This window comes from Enterobacter sp. 120016 (genome assembly GCF_018383635.1).
GTDB lineage: Bacteria > Pseudomonadota > Gammaproteobacteria > Enterobacterales > Enterobacteriaceae > Enterobacter > Enterobacter asburiae_D.
In genome coordinates this window covers 66,117-81,647 of the sequence record NZ_JAHAWC010000003.1, presented here as the reverse complement: position 1 = coordinate 81,647, position 15,531 = coordinate 66,117, and the positions used below count along the sequence as shown (strand labels likewise).

The 15,531-nt window shown below is 54.7% G+C and carries 16 protein-coding genes; 4 read left to right on the top strand and 12 right to left on the bottom strand.

Annotation, left to right across the window (positions count from 1 at the left end; translation table 11 throughout):
- Positions 1–164 precede the first annotated feature (164 nt).
- The 3 genes from mdoG (at position 165) to KIF87_RS06685 (ending at position 4,551) form a co-directional block, all read left to right on the top strand.
- Entirely contained in the window at positions 165–1,718 is a 1,554-nt protein-coding gene (gene mdoG / locus KIF87_RS06695; protein ID WP_213328270.1) for a glucans biosynthesis protein MdoG, read from the top strand.
- Positions 1,711–4,239, top strand: coding sequence for a glucans biosynthesis glucosyltransferase MdoH (gene mdoH / locus KIF87_RS06690; RefSeq protein WP_213328269.1), 2,529 nt, complete (start codon positions 1,711–1,713; stop codon positions 4,237–4,239). The genes mdoG and mdoH overlap by 8 nt, the downstream gene beginning before the upstream one ends.
- 84 nt (positions 4,240–4,323) lie before the next feature.
- Positions 4,324–4,551: a YceK/YidQ family lipoprotein gene (locus tag KIF87_RS06685; protein ID WP_008500835.1), complete on the top strand. Its 228-nt coding sequence runs from the start codon at positions 4,324–4,326 to the stop codon at positions 4,549–4,551.
- 6 nt (positions 4,552–4,557) lie between these two features.
- Here the strand turns inward: KIF87_RS06685 and KIF87_RS06680 are convergent, their stop codons facing one another.
- The 3 genes from KIF87_RS06680 to KIF87_RS06670 all read right to left on the bottom strand — a co-directional run bounded on the left by KIF87_RS06680 (position 4,558) and on the right by KIF87_RS06670 (position 7,314).
- Positions 4,558–4,932 carry a MysB family protein gene (locus KIF87_RS06680; RefSeq protein ID WP_023311118.1) on the bottom strand — a complete coding sequence of 125 codons (375 nt, stop codon included), beginning with the start codon at positions 4,930–4,932 and terminating at the stop codon, positions 4,558–4,560.
- A gap of 97 nt (positions 4,933–5,029) precedes the next feature.
- Positions 5,030–6,247, bottom strand: coding sequence for a multidrug efflux MFS transporter MdtG (gene mdtG, locus KIF87_RS06675; protein WP_193940013.1), 1,218 nt, complete (start codon positions 6,245–6,247; stop codon positions 5,030–5,032).
- Between the two features lie 140 nt (positions 6,248–6,387).
- The gene (locus KIF87_RS06670) at positions 6,388–7,314 is read right to left on the bottom strand and encodes a Kdo(2)-lipid IV(A) acyltransferase (protein WP_029740361.1); all 927 of its coding nucleotides are present in this window, start codon (positions 7,312–7,314) and stop codon (positions 6,388–6,390) included.
- A gap of 221 nt (positions 7,315–7,535) precedes the next feature.
- On the opposite strand from KIF87_RS06670, the gene trhO reads away from it, so the two are divergent.
- Positions 7,536–8,585 (top strand): oxygen-dependent tRNA uridine(34) hydroxylase TrhO, encoded by a 1,050-nt coding sequence (gene trhO / locus KIF87_RS06665; protein ID WP_213328268.1) that lies wholly within the window; start codon positions 7,536–7,538, stop codon positions 8,583–8,585.
- A gap of 41 nt (positions 8,586–8,626) precedes the next feature.
- Here trhO and KIF87_RS06660 read toward each other — a convergent pair whose 3' ends face one another.
- The 9 genes from KIF87_RS06660 to mdtH form a co-directional block, all read right to left on the bottom strand.
- Positions 8,627–9,205 carry a YceI family protein gene (locus tag KIF87_RS06660; RefSeq protein WP_024909002.1) on the bottom strand — a complete coding sequence of 193 codons (579 nt, stop codon included), beginning with the start codon at positions 9,203–9,205 and terminating at the stop codon, positions 8,627–8,629.
- Position 9,206: 1 nt separating this feature from the next.
- A complete protein-coding gene (locus KIF87_RS06655; protein WP_063145757.1) occupies positions 9,207–9,773 on the bottom strand; it encodes a cytochrome b in 567 nt (188 codons plus the stop codon).
- Between the two features lie 208 nt (positions 9,774–9,981).
- The gene (locus KIF87_RS06650; RefSeq protein ID WP_032638658.1) at positions 9,982–10,095 is read right to left on the bottom strand and encodes a YceO family protein; all 114 of its coding nucleotides are present in this window, start codon (positions 10,093–10,095) and stop codon (positions 9,982–9,984) included.
- 59 nt (positions 10,096–10,154) lie between these two features.
- Positions 10,155–11,273, bottom strand: coding sequence for an N-methyl-L-tryptophan oxidase (gene solA / locus KIF87_RS06645; protein ID WP_213328267.1), 1,119 nt, complete (start codon positions 11,271–11,273; stop codon positions 10,155–10,157).
- Positions 11,274–11,389: 116 nt separating this feature from the next.
- Positions 11,390–11,644, bottom strand: coding sequence for a biofilm formation regulator BssS (bssS, locus tag KIF87_RS06640; RefSeq protein WP_008500827.1), 255 nt, complete (start codon positions 11,642–11,644; stop codon positions 11,390–11,392).
- A gap of 273 nt (positions 11,645–11,917) precedes the next feature.
- Entirely contained in the window at positions 11,918–12,163 is a 246-nt protein-coding gene (gene dinI, locus KIF87_RS06635) for a DNA damage-inducible protein I (protein WP_008500826.1), read from the bottom strand.
- Positions 12,164–12,237: 74 nt separating this feature from the next.
- Positions 12,238–13,284: a dihydroorotase gene (gene pyrC / locus KIF87_RS06630; RefSeq protein ID WP_213328266.1), complete on the bottom strand. Its 1,047-nt coding sequence runs from the start codon at positions 13,282–13,284 to the stop codon at positions 12,238–12,240.
- 126 nt (positions 13,285–13,410) lie between these two features.
- Positions 13,411–13,971, bottom strand: coding sequence for a lipoprotein (locus tag KIF87_RS06625; RefSeq protein ID WP_023311126.1), 561 nt, complete (start codon positions 13,969–13,971; stop codon positions 13,411–13,413).
- A gap of 123 nt (positions 13,972–14,094) precedes the next feature.
- Complete coding sequence (gene mdtH / locus KIF87_RS06620; protein ID WP_213328265.1) at positions 14,095–15,303, bottom strand: multidrug efflux MFS transporter MdtH; 1,209 nt, start codon at positions 15,301–15,303, stop codon at positions 14,095–14,097.
- Positions 15,304–15,531: the final 228 nt, after the last annotated feature.

The window sequence follows — 15,531 nt, the reverse complement described above, 5'->3', positions numbered from 1 at the left end:
TGTCTCCAGGATAAGCACGCAAAGTGAATAGCGGGTTCTTTCATTTGCTTAATCCATGAGCCAGCAGCTGAACAAAGCAGTGATAATGTTGTCGGATTGCCTGAGTTTCCATTAAAATGGATCGGATCGATATAAGCACACAAAGGGGGAAGTGCTTACTTATTATGAAACATAAACCACAGATGATGAAAATGCGTTGGTTAGGTGCTGCAGTGGTGTTGTCACTGTATACCTCATCGGCACTGGCCTTTAACATCGACGATGTCGCAAAACAGGCAAAATCGATGGCAGGCAAGAGCTACGAAGCGCCGAAAAGTAACTTGCCCTCCGTTTTCCGCGACATGAAGTATGCGGACTATCAGCAGATCCAGTTTAATCACGATAAAGCGTACTGGAGCAATATTAAAACCCCGTTCAAGCTTGAATTTTATCATCAGGGTATGTACTTCGACACGCCTGTTGCCATCAATGAAGTGACAGCGACTGCGGTTCGTAAGATTAAGTACAGCCCGGATTACTTCAACTTTGGCAATGTGCAACACGACAAAGATACGGTGAAAGACCTGGGCTTCGCAGGCTTTAAGGTGCTTTACCCGATCAACAGCAAAGATAAAAACGACGAAATCGTCAGCATGCTGGGTGCCAGCTATTTCCGCGTCATTGGCGCGGGGCAGGTATACGGGCTTTCTGCGCGTGGTCTGGCTATTGATACCGCGCTGCCATCAGGTGAAGAGTTCCCGCGTTTCCGTGAGTTCTGGATTGAACGTCCAAAACCAACGGATAAACGTCTGACCATTTATGCGCTGCTGGATTCCCCGCGTGCAACCGGTGCTTATCGCTTTGTGATTATGCCGGGTCGTGACACGGTAGTTGACGTGCAGTCTAAGGTTTACCTGCGTGATAAAGTGGGCAAACTGGGTGTAGCACCATTGACCAGCATGTTCCTGTTTGGGCCGAACCAGCCGTCTCCGGCAACCAACTTCCGCCCGGAACTGCATGACTCCAACGGTCTGTCTATTCATGCCGGTAACGGTGAGTGGATCTGGCGTCCGCTGAATAACCCGAAACATCTGGCGGTTAGCAGCTTCGCAATGGAAAACCCGCAAGGTTTCGGCCTGCTGCAGCGTGGTCGTCAGTTCTCCCGCTTTGAAGATTTGGACGATCGCTATGACCAGCGTCCAAGCGCCTGGGTCACGCCAAACGGTGGCTGGGGTAAAGGTAAGGTCGAGCTGGTAGAAATTCCAACCAACGACGAAACCAACGATAACATCGTCGCTTACTGGACACCGGATCAGCTGCCGGAAGCAGGTAAAGAGATGAACTTCAAGTACACCATTACCTTCAGCCGCGACGAAGATAAGCTGCATGCGCCGGATAACGCGTATGTGATGCAGACTCGCCGCTCAACGGGTGATGTGAAGCAGTCAAATCTTATCCGTCAGCCTGACGGTACCGTGGCGTTCGTCGTGGACTTCACGGGCCAGGATATGAAGAAACTGTCACCGGACACCGCCGTTGCCGCTCAGGCCAGCATCGGTGATAACGGTGAAATCGTTGAGAATACCGTGCGTTACAACCCGGTAACCAAAGGCTGGCGTCTGACCCTGCGCGTGAAAGTGAAAGATCCGAAACAGACCACTGAAATGCGTGCTGCGCTGGTCAGTAACGATCAGCCGCTGAGTGAAACCTGGAGCTATCAGCTACCTGCCAATGAATAATACATCTGAATATATTGATGCCATGCCGCTGACCGATATCGAAAAAGCGGCACTGCCTAAGAGCGACATCCGCGCGGTTCACACCGCGCTGGATGGTGAACATCATACGTTTTCTCGTGATGATGATACGCCGCTCGGGTCAGTCAAGGCGCGTCTGGAGCAGGCCTGGCCGGACTCGCTGGCGGAAGGGCAGTTGATTAAAGACGATGAAGGACGCGATCAGCTTCAGGCGATGCCGAAGGCCACGCGTTCCTCTATGTTCCCCGACCCCTGGCGCACCAACCCGGTGGGCCGTTTCTGGGATCGCCTGCGCGGGCGTGATGTTACGCCGCGCTATCTGTCGCGCCTGACGAAAGAAGAGCAGGCGTCCGAACAGAAATGGCGTACCGTGGGGACAATCCGTCGCTATATCCTGCTGCTTCTGACGCTGGCGCAGACCGTCGTCGCGACCTGGTATATGAAAACCATCCTGCCTTACCAGGGCTGGGCGTTTATCAACCCGACGGACATGATGGGCCAGGATCTCTGGGTCTCCTTCATGCAGCTGCTGCCGTATATCCTGCAGAGCGGCATTCTCCTGCTGTTCGCGGTCCTCTTCTGCTGGGTCTCTGCCGGTTTCTGGACCGCGCTGATGGGCTTCCTGCAGCTGCTGATGGGGCGTGACAAATACAGCATTTCGGCGTCAACGGTCGGGGATGAACCCCTCAATCCCGAGCACCGTACTGCGCTGATTATGCCTATCTGTAACGAAGACGTTGACCGCGTATTTGCGGGCCTGCGTGCGACCTGGGAGTCCGTAAAGGCGACCGGCAACGCGGAGCATTTTGACGTTTACATCCTGAGCGACAGCTACAACCCGGATATCTGCGTTGCAGAACAAAAAGCGTGGATGGAGCTGATTGCAGAAGTGCAGGGCGAAGGCCAGATCTTCTACCGCCGCCGCCGCCGTCGTGTGAAGCGTAAAAGCGGTAACATCGATGACTTCTGCCGTCGCTGGGGTAACCAGTACAGCTACATGGTGGTGCTGGATGCTGACTCCGTCATGAGCGGAGACTGCCTGAGCGGTCTGGTGCGTCTGATGGAAGCCAACCCTAACGCGGGTATCATTCAGTCCTCGCCAAAAGCGTCCGGCATGGACACCCTTTACGCGCGCTGCCAGCAGTTCGCCACTCGTGTTTACGGGCCGCTGTTTACGGCGGGTCTGCACTTCTGGCAGCTGGGTGAGTCGCACTACTGGGGTCACAACGCCATTATCCGCGTGAAGCCGTTCATTGAGCACTGTGCGCTGGCGCCGCTGCCGGGTGAGGGTTCGTTTGCCGGCTCTATTCTGTCGCATGACTTCGTAGAAGCGGCGCTGATGCGTCGTGCTGGCTGGGGCGTCTGGATTGCCTACGACCTGCCGGGATCGTACGAAGAGCTGCCGCCAAACCTGCTTGACGAGCTCAAGCGTGACCGCCGCTGGTGTCATGGTAACCTGATGAACTTCCGCCTGTTCCTGGTAAAAGGGATGCACCCGGTTCACCGTGCGGTGTTCCTGACGGGCGTGATGTCTTATCTCTCCGCACCGCTGTGGTTTATGTTCCTCGCGCTCTCCACTGCGCTGCAGGTCGTCCATGCCCTGACGGAGCCGCAATACTTCCTGCAACCGCGCCAGCTGTTCCCGGTGTGGCCGCAGTGGCGTCCGGAGCTGGCGATTGCGCTGTTTGCCTCCACCATGGTGCTGCTGTTCCTGCCTAAGCTGCTCAGCATCATCCTGATCTGGTGCAAAGGCTCGAAAGAGTACGGCGGTTTCTTCCGCGTGACCCTTTCACTGCTGCTGGAAGTGCTGTTCTCCGTGCTGCTGGCGCCGGTACGTATGCTGTTCCACACCGTGTTCGTGGTCAGTGCGTTCCTGGGCTGGGAAGTGGTCTGGAACTCGCCGCAGCGTGATGACGACTCTACGCCGTGGAGTGAAGCCTTTATGCGCCACGGTTCTCAGCTGCTGCTGGGTCTGGTGTGGGCGGCCGGTATGGCCTGGCTGGATCTGCGCTTCCTGTTCTGGCTGGCGCCGATTGTCTTCTCGCTGATCCTGTCGCCGTTTGTGTCCGTGATTTCCAGTCGTTCAACGGTGGGGCTGCGAACCAAACGCTGGAAACTGTTCCTGATCCCGGAAGAGTATTCCCCGCCGCAGGTGCTGGTGGATACCGATCGTTATCTGGAACAGAACCGCAGTCGCTCGCTGGATGACGGCTTCATGCACGCCGTGTTTAACCCGTCATTCAACGCCCTGGCAACGGCAATGGCGACGGCGCGTCACCGTGCCAGCCTGGTGCTGGAGATTGCTCGCGATCGTCACGTTGAGCAGGCGCTTAACGAGACCCCGGAAAAACTCAACCGCGACCGTCGACTGGTGCTGTTGAGCGACCCGGTGACAATGGCGCGTCTTCACTACCGCGTGTGGTCCGCTCCGGAGAAATACTCTTCGTGGGTGAACTACTATAAGGACGTGAAGCTGAATCCGCTTGCACTGAAGGCGAAGTAAGTTGTTAAGCAGGGCGGGTAGGCGAAGCGCCACCCGCCAGATAAAATACCGGCTGTGAGGCCGGTATTTTTTTAGAGGCTAGAGATGAGAATAATCATCGTCGTTCTGATGGCATGCCTGCTCAGCGGCTGCGGCAGTATCATCAGTCGCACCATTCCAGGGCAGGGCCACGGCAATCAGTATTACCCGGGCGTGAAATGGGATCTCCGTGATTCCGCATGGCGCTATCTGACCGTGCTCGATCTGCCGTTCTCGCTGATTTTCGACACGCTGTTGCTGCCGATCGATGCCAGCCACGGCCCTTACGAATAGCGTAAATTAACGCTCGTCCCACTCATCGGCAGCGGTTTGACCTTCTTCCGTATCCAGCGGCGGCTCGAGCTGAAACTCACCCTCATCCCACTCGTGCAGGGTGTTCTCCTCCAGCCATTCCTGCCGAAGTTCGATTTCGTCATAGTCGCCATCAAAGACGGCCTGCGCACCTTCACCGCTTAATATCGGCAAACATTCCCCTTCTTCACCTTCATCGGCAAAGAATTCGGCCTGCCACATAATATCCCCGTCCTGCAGAACGTATTTTTGGATATTAAGCTGTTGCACGTCAGCATCTTCTTCTTCAACGCCGGGGTTGTCGGCGAGGAACTCTTCACGAGCGGCATCAATAGCTTCTTCCAGCGTGGCGTACATGGTCATTGGTGTCTCCCTGTTTTCCAGAAGGTTTCAGGGAAAGAATAGCTGAATATAAGATTCTGCAAGTATGAATGCGAAAATAAGCCTTCAGGCGTTCGTCTTATTCCGTCACGGGCCGTAGCGCACGGGATAAACTGAACCATGAATAAATGGCATTGAACAACACGACGCCCGCCGTCACGATAAAGACGGCGCGAAAACCGAAGCTGGCGGAGATCCCGGCCCCGAGCAGCGGTCCGGTGACGTTACCGATATCCCGGAATGACTGGTTATAGCTGAAAATACGCCCGGCGATCTGGTTCGTGGAGTTGTAGACCAGCAGGGTCTGTACGGCGGGCAGCAGCGCGCCGTCGGCGGCGCCCAGCAAAAAGCGCAGGACGCCCAGCTGCCATGGCGTTTGCACCATCGACATCGGAATAAGCAGCAGGACGGAAATCACCAGCGCGCAGATCAGGATTTTTTCCGGACCCACCCGGTCCCCCAGTTTTCCCAGCCTCGGGGCGCTCAGCAGCGCCGCCACGCCGGGTACGGAGGCAATCAGCCCGCTGATGAACGCAATATTGCTGACGTTACCCGCCAGATCGCGAACGTACAGCGTCAGAATAGGGGCAATCGACCCGGTAGCGACCTGGATAATCATTGTCGTCACGAACAGGCTTAGCACCAGTCTGGGATTTTTAAGCGAGGTCAGCACCTCCCTGGCGTGAAGCATCTCTTTTTTGGCGACAGGCGTGAAGTTTTCACGAATACAGAGCAGGGTGACGATAAAGCACAGGAACAACACGCTGGCAGTGATGAAAAAAACCGGACGCAGGCCGTAGTTATCCGCCAGTAATCCGCCGGCCAGCGGTCCCAGCAGAGCACCGCTCACGCCGCCGGTGGAGAGCGTTCCTAGCGCCCAGCCGCTCTTATGGCGGGGGATTTGCGTGGCTATCAGGGCGTTCGCGTTGGGAATAAATCCTCCCAGCAGGCCCAGCAGCGCGCGCAGGATCAGAAACTGCCAGACGTTCTGCGCCACGCCCATCAGCGCCATGATAATGGCCATCCCCAGCGCCGAGCGCAGCAGCATGATTTTACGTCCCTTGCGATCGGCCAGGCCGCCCCAGAAGGGCGAGGCTATCGCGGAAAAGAGAAACGTGATGCTGAATACCAGGCCAGACCACATATTGAGCGCGCTGTGGCCCGTCACGCCAAGCTGTTCGACGTAGAGCGGCAGGAAGGGCATGACCAGGCTAAACGCCGCGCCGGTAAGAAAACAGCCAAGCCACGCAACCGTGAGGTTACGCTTCCAGTTTATGGGGGCATCTGAGGGTGACATAACTATCCGCATAATGAGGTGCAAAGCACCTGAAGCATAAAGTAATAAGCCTGCTAATTATGCGCCTGGGTTATGATTGCCGCAATGAGGAGGAGCTTTTAAAGCTAAAACGGCATGCGGCCCTGAGGACCGCATGAGGATTAATAGCGGGACGGCGTGCCTTGTGGGCGCGTTTTAAAACGGCGGTGCAGCCACATGTACTGCTCAGGCGCCAGCATGATGCACTTCTCCACAACGCTGTTCATCCAGCGCGCGGTGGTTTCTGCATCGTCAAGCGGCGGCGCGAGTTCCGGCTCCAGCATCATCAGCTCGTAGCCTGAACCATCCGGCTTACGGCGGGGAACAAAAGGCACGATGGCGGCTTTGGACATGCGCGCCAGCATCCAGGTACCGGTCGTTGTGGCGGCCTCTTCAACGGCGAAGAAGGGGACAAATACGCTGGCCTGTGGGCCATAGTCGTGGTCGGGGGCATACCAGACCACTTCACCGGATTTCAGCGCGCGGATCATCCCCTTCAGATCTTTACGGTCGATCATGCTTTTGTTGGAGCGCATGCGGCCGTTGGTCTGGATTAAATCGATGACCGGGTTATCGTTAGGACGATAAACGCCAATGCCGGGCGCCTGCATGCCGAACATGCGCGCCCCGATTTCCAGCGTCAGGAAATGGACGCCGATCAGCAGAACGCCCGTCTGATTGGCCTGAAGCGTATGCACCGGCTCCATGCCGGTCCCCGTCACCTCGCTCCAGCGGGCCATGCGTTTGTCCGGCCAGAACCACGCCATACCGGTTTCCATGAGCCCCATCCCGACGGATTCGAAATTCTTCGAGACCATATCGTGACGCTCTGACTCGCTCATCTGCGGAAAACACAGCTCAAGATTACGGTACGCAATTCTGGCGCGACGCTTCATAAACAGTTGCGCGAAACGGCCCAGAAATTTACCCAACCGAAAAATAACAGGGTAGGGAAGCTGTACCAGAAGCCATAAAAAGCCGATGCCAAGCCAGGTCAACCAATAACGGGGATGCAAAAGGGCGGCAGTAAATTTTGGTAACTGGGTCATGTCATTCCTGTTTTCAAACGTCCTGTTTTGCTAGTGTCTCATTTTTTGAGACGTAGCCAAAATATCTGCTTTCGAAGCGTGCACGAATACAGCAATTGTTAATCCTGATTAATCAGGGTGTGTGAAATGTAGCGTAAATTGTGTGGATGTAAATTGGTTTTATTTGCTATATGATGCCGACCGATTTTTCATTCTCTCTAACGATTCCAGGACTGTACACCATGCCAGTGTTACACAACCGCGTGTCGAATGAGATGTTAAAAGCGCGCATGTTGGCTGAAACCGAACCGCGCACAACCATCTCTTTCTACAAATATTTCACCATCAACGATCCACAGGCGACCCGCGATGCGCTTTATCAGGCGTTCACGGCGCTGAACGTCTTCGGCCGCGTCTACCTTGCCCGTGAAGGCATCAACGCGCAAATTAGCGTACCGGAAAGCAAAGTCAGCGCTTTCCGTGACGCTCTTTATCACTTCGATCCGGCCCTTGACGGCTTACGCCTGAACATTGCTCTGGACGATGACGGGAAATCCTTCTGGGTGCTGCGCATGAAGGTGCGTGAGCGCATCGTGGCGGACGGTATTGACGATCCTGCGTTTAACGCGGCGGATGTCGGTGAATATCTGAAGGCTGCGGAAGTGAATGCAATGCTGGACGATCCGGATGCCGTGTTCATTGATATGCGTAACCACTATGAGTACGAAGTGGGGCATTTCGAGAACGCGATGGAAATTCCGGCCGACACCTTCCGCGAGCAGCTGCCCAAAGCGGTTGAGATGATGCAGGAACATAAAGATAAAAAGATCGTTATGTACTGCACCGGCGGTATCCGCTGTGAGAAAGCCAGCGCGTGGATGAAGCACAACGGCTTTAATAAGGTCTGGCATATTGAAGGCGGCATTATCGAGTACGCCCGCCGTGCCCGTGAACAGGGTTTACCGGTACGCTTTATCGGGAAAAACTTTGTCTTTGACGAGCGTATGGGGGAGCGTATTTCGGAAGACGTTATTGCCCAGTGCCACCAGTGCGGCGCACCGTGCGATACCCATACCAACTGCAAAAACGACGGGTGCCATCTGCTGTTTATTCAGTGCCCGGCCTGTGCCGAGAAGTTTAACGGCTGCTGTAGCGAGCTGTGCAGCGAAGAGAGCATCCTGCCGGAAGAAGAGCAGCGTCGCCGCCGCGCAGGACGTGAAAACGGCAACAAGATTTTCAATAAATCACGCGGCCGTCTGAATACCAGGCTGGGTATCCCCGACCCGGAATGATAATAACGCCCGGCAGGGCAAAAGCCTGCCGGGCGAATCTATTATGATTTCTGCTGCACACCTTCAACGGAAATAATCAGCTCAACGTCCTGAGACGCCGGGCCTAAATCCGTTGTGATATTAAAATCTTTCAGGTGAATTTTACCCGCCGCTTCAAATCCTGCGCGTTTACCGCCCCACGGATCGTCACCCTGACCCAGTAATTTAGCATCAAGCGTGACCGGTTTTGTTACGCCGTTAAGCGTCAGGTTGCCGGTAATATTCAGCTTATCACCGTCTTTTTTCACTTCCGTGGAGGTGAAAGTAGCCTGTGGGTATTTCCCGACATTGAGGAATTCGCCACTGCGCAGATGTTTATCACGTTCAGCATGATTGGTATCCACGCTGTTGGTATTAATGGTCACATTGACCTTGTCGGCGGCAGGATTTTTCTCGTCAAAGGTGAATGTGCCGTCAAAATCCTTAAAGGTACCGTACAGCCAGCTGTATCCCAGGTGCTGAATACGGAAATTGACGAAAGCGTGCTGGCCCTCTTTATCAATTTTATAATCGGCCGCCACGGCGGAACCGGCAGTGAATAACAGAGAACCCAATGCGATACCCAGCAGGTGTTTTTTCATTTTATGCTCCAGAGTCAACTGACGAGCGGCCAAGCATGCGCTTTAGCGTATCGTCTTTATCAATAAAATGGTGTTTGAGGGCGGCAAGCCCGTGCAGTACCGACAGGATCACGACGCTCCACGCAAGCCAGAGGTGAACGACCCCTGCAGTGTCAGCCTGAGCGCCCGCATCGCTGAGCGTTGCCGGGACGTCAAAAAGGCCAAAGACGCTAATCGGCTTACCGTCCGCCGTCGAGATAAGGTAGCCGCTGATAAGAATGGCGAAAAGCAGCGCATAGAGCGCAATATGCGCGGCAACTGCACTCAGGCGGGTCATTTTGCCATGGGTCTTCGGCGCGGCGGGCGGCGGGGAAACATGCCGCCAGATTACGCGAAAAACCAGCCCCAGCATCAGGAGGACGCCAATGCTTTTATGTAACTCCGGTGCCTGGTGATACCAGCCATCGTAATAGCTGAGCGTGACCATCCAGAGCCCAAGTCCAAACATACCGTAGACGGCAATAGCAAATATCCAGTGCAAACCTATGGATATTATTCCGTAGCGCCGGGAGGAGTTACGCAATTGCATCAGAATGTCCATTTTCAAATTAACCGAAGGGTAAAAATGAACGGGAAGATGTGATATTGCAACTGAAAAAATTGTCTATTGATTTTTATTTTATTTATTTCAGCGCTTTTGAACAGGATTGATAAAGGTAATTCAATGTCTTCGTGCAAGATGGAATTGAGATTTTCAACAAAGCTAAATAAATGTCAATTATTGTCAATCGGGACTTTCAATAAAATACAATGTAAACAAAATCAATAATAGCCAGCAGCGCCCACAATAAGATATAGAGCATAAAGTGCTCGCGAATATTATTCATAAGAAAGCTAACGATCCTGCGCATAACGCCCCGTAATGCAGTGTGAATGACACGGGCCCCGGAACGTCCGGAGCCCGTGCGGATTATCCGTTAAAACGCGAGAGTGAGAAGGGCGTCAGATCAAACTGCGGCGTGATACCCTGGGCAAACTGCGCGGCGATTTCACCCAGCACGGAAGCGAACTTAAAGCCGTGGCCGCTCAGCCCGGTGATAAGCAGAGTGTTGTCATGCCCGGGCAGCGTATCGATGATGAAGTCTTCATCCGGCGTGTTGTCGTAGGTACAGGCCGCGCCATACAGCAAGCCACCGACGCCCGGAAGAATAGTTCGCAGGAACGAGAAGGCTTCCGATCCATCCTGTGGGAAGGCGCCGAAGGGCTTACGCTCTTCAGGGGAGGTGATAGCCTGGCCGCCGTTGTGTTTACCGATTTTCAGCGCGTCCTTCTCGGAAGGGAAACCGTAGAACTGATCGCCATTCGGCAGTTCGCCGGTGAAGGCCGGGAATTTATTCTGCGCGCTGTAGCGACCATCCGACTGGAACCAGGAGAAGACCTTGCGCACCGGCTGGATCGGCAGTTCCGGCAGCAGGCGAGTGACCCAGGTTCCTGCGCTGACGAGCAGGCGGGACGCTGAATAGTCGCCGTCGATAGTCGTTACCGTGACGCCATTCTCGTCATGGGTGATGGCCTCCACCGGACAGTTAAACAGCTGCGCACAGCCGGCTTTCGCGGCAAGATCGATCCAGGTTTTGATCGCCGTTTCACAATGCAGCACGCCGGAGTGGGCTTCAAAGAGGCCAATGTAATCGTCGGGGACGGTAATTTCAGGCCAGCGCGCGGTAATGCCCGTGGCGTCCAGCTTCTCAACATCGAGATTAAAGGCTTTCGCGCTGCGCTCGACGCTGGCGAGAAAATCAGAGTGGGCAGGGCCAAGGTTGATAACGCCGGTACGCTCGAAAATACGCTCTTCGGTCTGTTTCGCCAGCTCGTCCCACAGCGTCTGGGCGCGAAGCACCAGCGGTACATAGCGCTCGCCTTCTCCATACGCATGGCGCATGAGGCGGGTATCGCCATGATGGCTACCCTCCGCATGGGGAGGAAGATGGGCATCGATCATCAGGACCTTCAGACCTGCCTGCGTTGCGTAATAACCGGCGGCGGAACCCACGGAGCCGCTACCAATAATGATTAAGTCGTATCTCATATGCATCTCGTAAACTGACGTTTTGTTAGCAGAGTAATTAACAACGCGGGGTTAGACAAGGGAGAAATAAATAAGGCACCGCGAGGGTGCCTGTAGAGAGAAAAGTGGGCATAAGCTTAGTGCCGTTTATACTCATTTTCCTGATAGTCGCCAGATTCTATTTTTGCAATACCTGCCTCTAAAATAGAAATAAACTGACGGGCGACGTCTGTTGTTAGCCACAGCGTCTGTCCAACTTCCGCTTCTTCACGGTTGAGTTGATTCGGGGTCTGGTAGTGCAAACGCAGCATCAGCGCATCGTAGCTATCTACGGTACTGATATCCCAGCCAACGAGTGGATGGGTCTGGATCACTTCACTATTCTTTTCCATTATAACCCCCTTAATGCGTGTTAGAAGACAACGGCTCTGAGGTTCAATGCATGTTTTTCTGAAAGCAACTTCAGTATACCAAGTAATAAGGGTTCCGACGGGAAAAATAAACAGGTGGCAACACATTTTTCTGCTTTTTAGGATTGTTCGAACAATAAAACACCATCTTGTTCACGATTCTTAAAGAAGATGCCGAATTAATTTGAACTTACCGTATTTTTAAACAAAAAAAAGCCGGGGCGACCCGGCAAAAAACACAATGAGGGAGCAGTGTTAATCAGTGATAAACCAGTCGTCTGCGCTTTCCCACGTTTCCTGCAGGATTTCGCTGATGCGATCTTTATCTTCTTTCGCAGCACCAATGACGGAGAGGTTGTTCGCCGCGGCGTAACGCACCGTTACGGCACCGGCGTTGTCGGGAAAGGTGTTGTTAATACGGCGGGATAATTCGCCTGCCAGTGCATCAAGCGCGCCGGCAGGCAGAACGGTTGTTTTGGCTATGGTGACTTCAATACGCATAAATGCCCCCTGTGTAATATACTGTTTATTTATACAGGTATATTATCGGTTTGACAACAAGGGGCACTGATTTTTTAACGTTTTACCGTCCAGTTGACGGTTTCGCCCGCCAGGAAGGGGATCAGCGTGTCATCCGTCAGCGCAATGGATTCCTCAACGTGGCTCGCTTTACGCTCCAGTTCGATGAAGGTGTCATTGACCGACAGGCCGTAGAAGCGCGGGCCGTTAAGGGAGCAGAACGCTTCGAAATGTTCCAGCGCGTTCATCTCTTCAAATACGGTCGCGTAGCTGGCAAGCGCCGTTGGGGCGTTGAAGCAGCCTGCGCAGCCGCAGCTCGCCTCTTTACGGTGGCGTGCGTGAGGCGCGGAATCGGTGCCGAGGAACGCGCGGGAGAAGCCGCTGGCAACCAGCTCGCGTAGCGCCTGCTGGTGGATGTTGCGCTTGAGAATCGGCAGGCAGTAAAGGTGAGGGCGCACCCCGCCCACCAGCATGTGGTTACGGTTAAACATCAGGTGCTGTGGCGTAATGGTGGCGGCGATAAGATCGTTGCCGTCACGCACATACTCTGCCGCGTCTTTGGTGGTGATATGCTCAAAGACCACTTTAAGCGCGGGCAGGCGCTGGCGCAGAGGCTCCATCACGGTCTCGATAAAGCGGGCTTCACGGTCGAAGATGTCAATCTCGGCATGGGTGACTTCACCATGGACCAGCAGCGGCATGCCCAGTTTCTGCATGCGTTCCAGAACCGGCATGATGGCATCAATGCTGGTGACGCCGTGGCTGGAGTTGGTGGTGGCATTCGCCGGGTAGAGCTTCGCCGCCGTAAATACGCCTTCGTTAAACCCACGCTCCACTTCGTTCGGGTCCAGCGAGTCGGTCAGATAGCAGGTCATCAGCGGGGTAAAATCGTGTCCCGCAGGGACGGCATCCAGGATGCGCTGGCGATAGGCCATCGCGGCATCGACGGTGGTGACTGGTGGAACCAGGTTAGGCATGACAATCGCGCGGCCATAAATTTCGCTGGTATAAGGCACGACGGTTTTCAGCATATCGCCATCACGCAGATGGATATGCCAGTCGTCAGGGCGGCGGATTTTAAGAACCTGGGGTTGTGCAGTCATGGAAGCTCCGGCTTGTCAGGAATCAGTCATAAGGATGGCTGTTTTTGCCGGACACAAATCATAAGCGGAAACGTTTTCGTTTGCACACTTTTCCGTAAAAAAAAGGGCGCCGCAGCGCCCTTCAGGTTAATCGGTGAAAGGAATGATAATTTCTCCCGGTTTCACCTCTATCCCTTTTGCATATTTTTTCGCCAAAGCTTCGCCCTTGCTTTTGTCTTCGCTTAAGACGTACGCGGGCTGCTGGTTGAAATAATTACGCAGCGACTGGTTGAGATAGGGCATCAGGGTTTGCAGAACCGGTGCCATCTTGTCCGGCGAAACCTGCGCATCGACGACTTCCATCTCCTGGAGGAAAATCGCCCCTTTCTCTTTGTTGAAAACGGGGAGTGCCTTCAGCTTGAGCTTGATGTTGGCTTTCTGATTGCCAAAGAGGGATGACATATCGAGATCCGCGTCACCGGCCAGGGTGACTTTGTTCGGCTCTTCACGTCCGATCTGGCTGGTCAGATTCGTGAGCACGATATGCGCGTCCGCCAGCCCCGGCACGCCAATGTCTTTAGAAAAATTGTTATGTTTTTCCAGCGCCTGATTAATTTCCTGTTCACTGACGGTATATTGCGTGAGCTGGTTACAGCCAACCAGCAGACCGCTGACAACTAATGCAGCGGCAAAGACAATTTTCTTCATAGTGTTCCTCAACGAAAAATCGGCGCTTCTGTCCTGTTACGTCAGTATGTCAGTGTGAATTGGCAGAAACCAGCAGAAAAAACTGAGAAGTGGGGCGGGAGCGGCTCCCGCCCGAGGGAAAGGCTACGCGCCAGGCTCGAGCATCCCGCTCGCGCTGCGTTTCTGGCTGAACTGCCACCACAGGGCAAGGAGCGTCATAAAGCCCACCGCGCCGAGCATCATCCACGGGAGTTCGGGCTGGTTTAACGCTTTGCCGGCATCAAACAACCAGCCGCCGCCGGCGTAGCCTAATGCGCCGCCAAGCGCCAGCCCCAGCCGGCTGAAGCCCATATAGCTGCCGCGCGCACGCGAATCCGCGAGGGAGGCGCTCAGCGTTTCACGGGCAGGCTCGGCGATGATCGACCCTATGTAGAACGTGCAAATCAGGGTAAACAGCTGCTGGAGAGAGTTCACCAGGCCGATCGGCATCATGCTCAGCGTCATCAGGAACAGCCCGGCCATCAGGCGATGTTCCAGACGAAAACGCCGCTCGCTCCAGCGGGCAATCGGATAGAGCAGCGTCAGGGAAAGTGCGGCTTCAATGGCGTACATCCATTTAACGGCAGCAGGCGTGCCCGCAATGTCGTTAACCATGATCGGCAGCATCAGCATGACCTGCACAGCCAGCATGTAGTATCCCGTCAGGGTCAGCACATAGGTGACAAAACGTTTGTCGCGCAGGACGCGGCCAAGCCCTTCCCGGACCGGCGCTTTGACCGTCGACAGTTTCCAGGCGGGCAGGAACAGGCCATTAAACAGCGCGCACAGAATAAAGAGCACCGCGCCCGCCGCGCAGACCAGTCGGAAGTCATACTGCAGCAGCCAGCTTCCCAGCAGGGCGCCGATAACCGCCCCGGCACTGTCCTGCATCATCAGGATCGAGAAGAAACGGCCGCGGTGCTGAGGGCGAATAAGCTTCACCACCAGCGCGGTGCGTGGCGGATCGAACAGCGTGCCACCGATACCGGAGAGGAAACAGGAGAACCAGAGCAGCCAGGGCTCCTGGGCGACCGCCATTGTGGCAAAGCCTGCCGCGCGCAGCAGCATGCCGGTAACGATCATCGGTTTAGCGCCAAAGCGGTCGGCAATGGCCCCCCCAAAGACGCCCAGACCCTGCTGGACAAACTGGCGTAACCCCAGGGCAATGCCAACCATTAATGCCGCCCAGCCCATCTGATCGACAAAGCGGATCGATATCAATGGAAAAACGACAAAAAAGCCGAGCACGACCAGCATGTTATCGACGAGCAGGAAATATTTACCCAGGCTCCTGGCCTGTGATACGCGGGACATTTTCCCTCCAGGGAAAATAAGAAGGTGAGCACGCTAACATTCTGCGGTGTCGCCGCGTTTTTTCCCACCCCTGGGCGTGACAATATTTTTTTATCAAAAGGGTGCTTTGATAGAGAGTTCTCATCGAAAATAATGAAAAGAGGGCAAAATGGTATGTCACTGTTTTCACAGACGGCGCAGGCGCAGGTATAGTAAAGCTAATGGGTAAGCAGAAGTGACGGGAAGGAG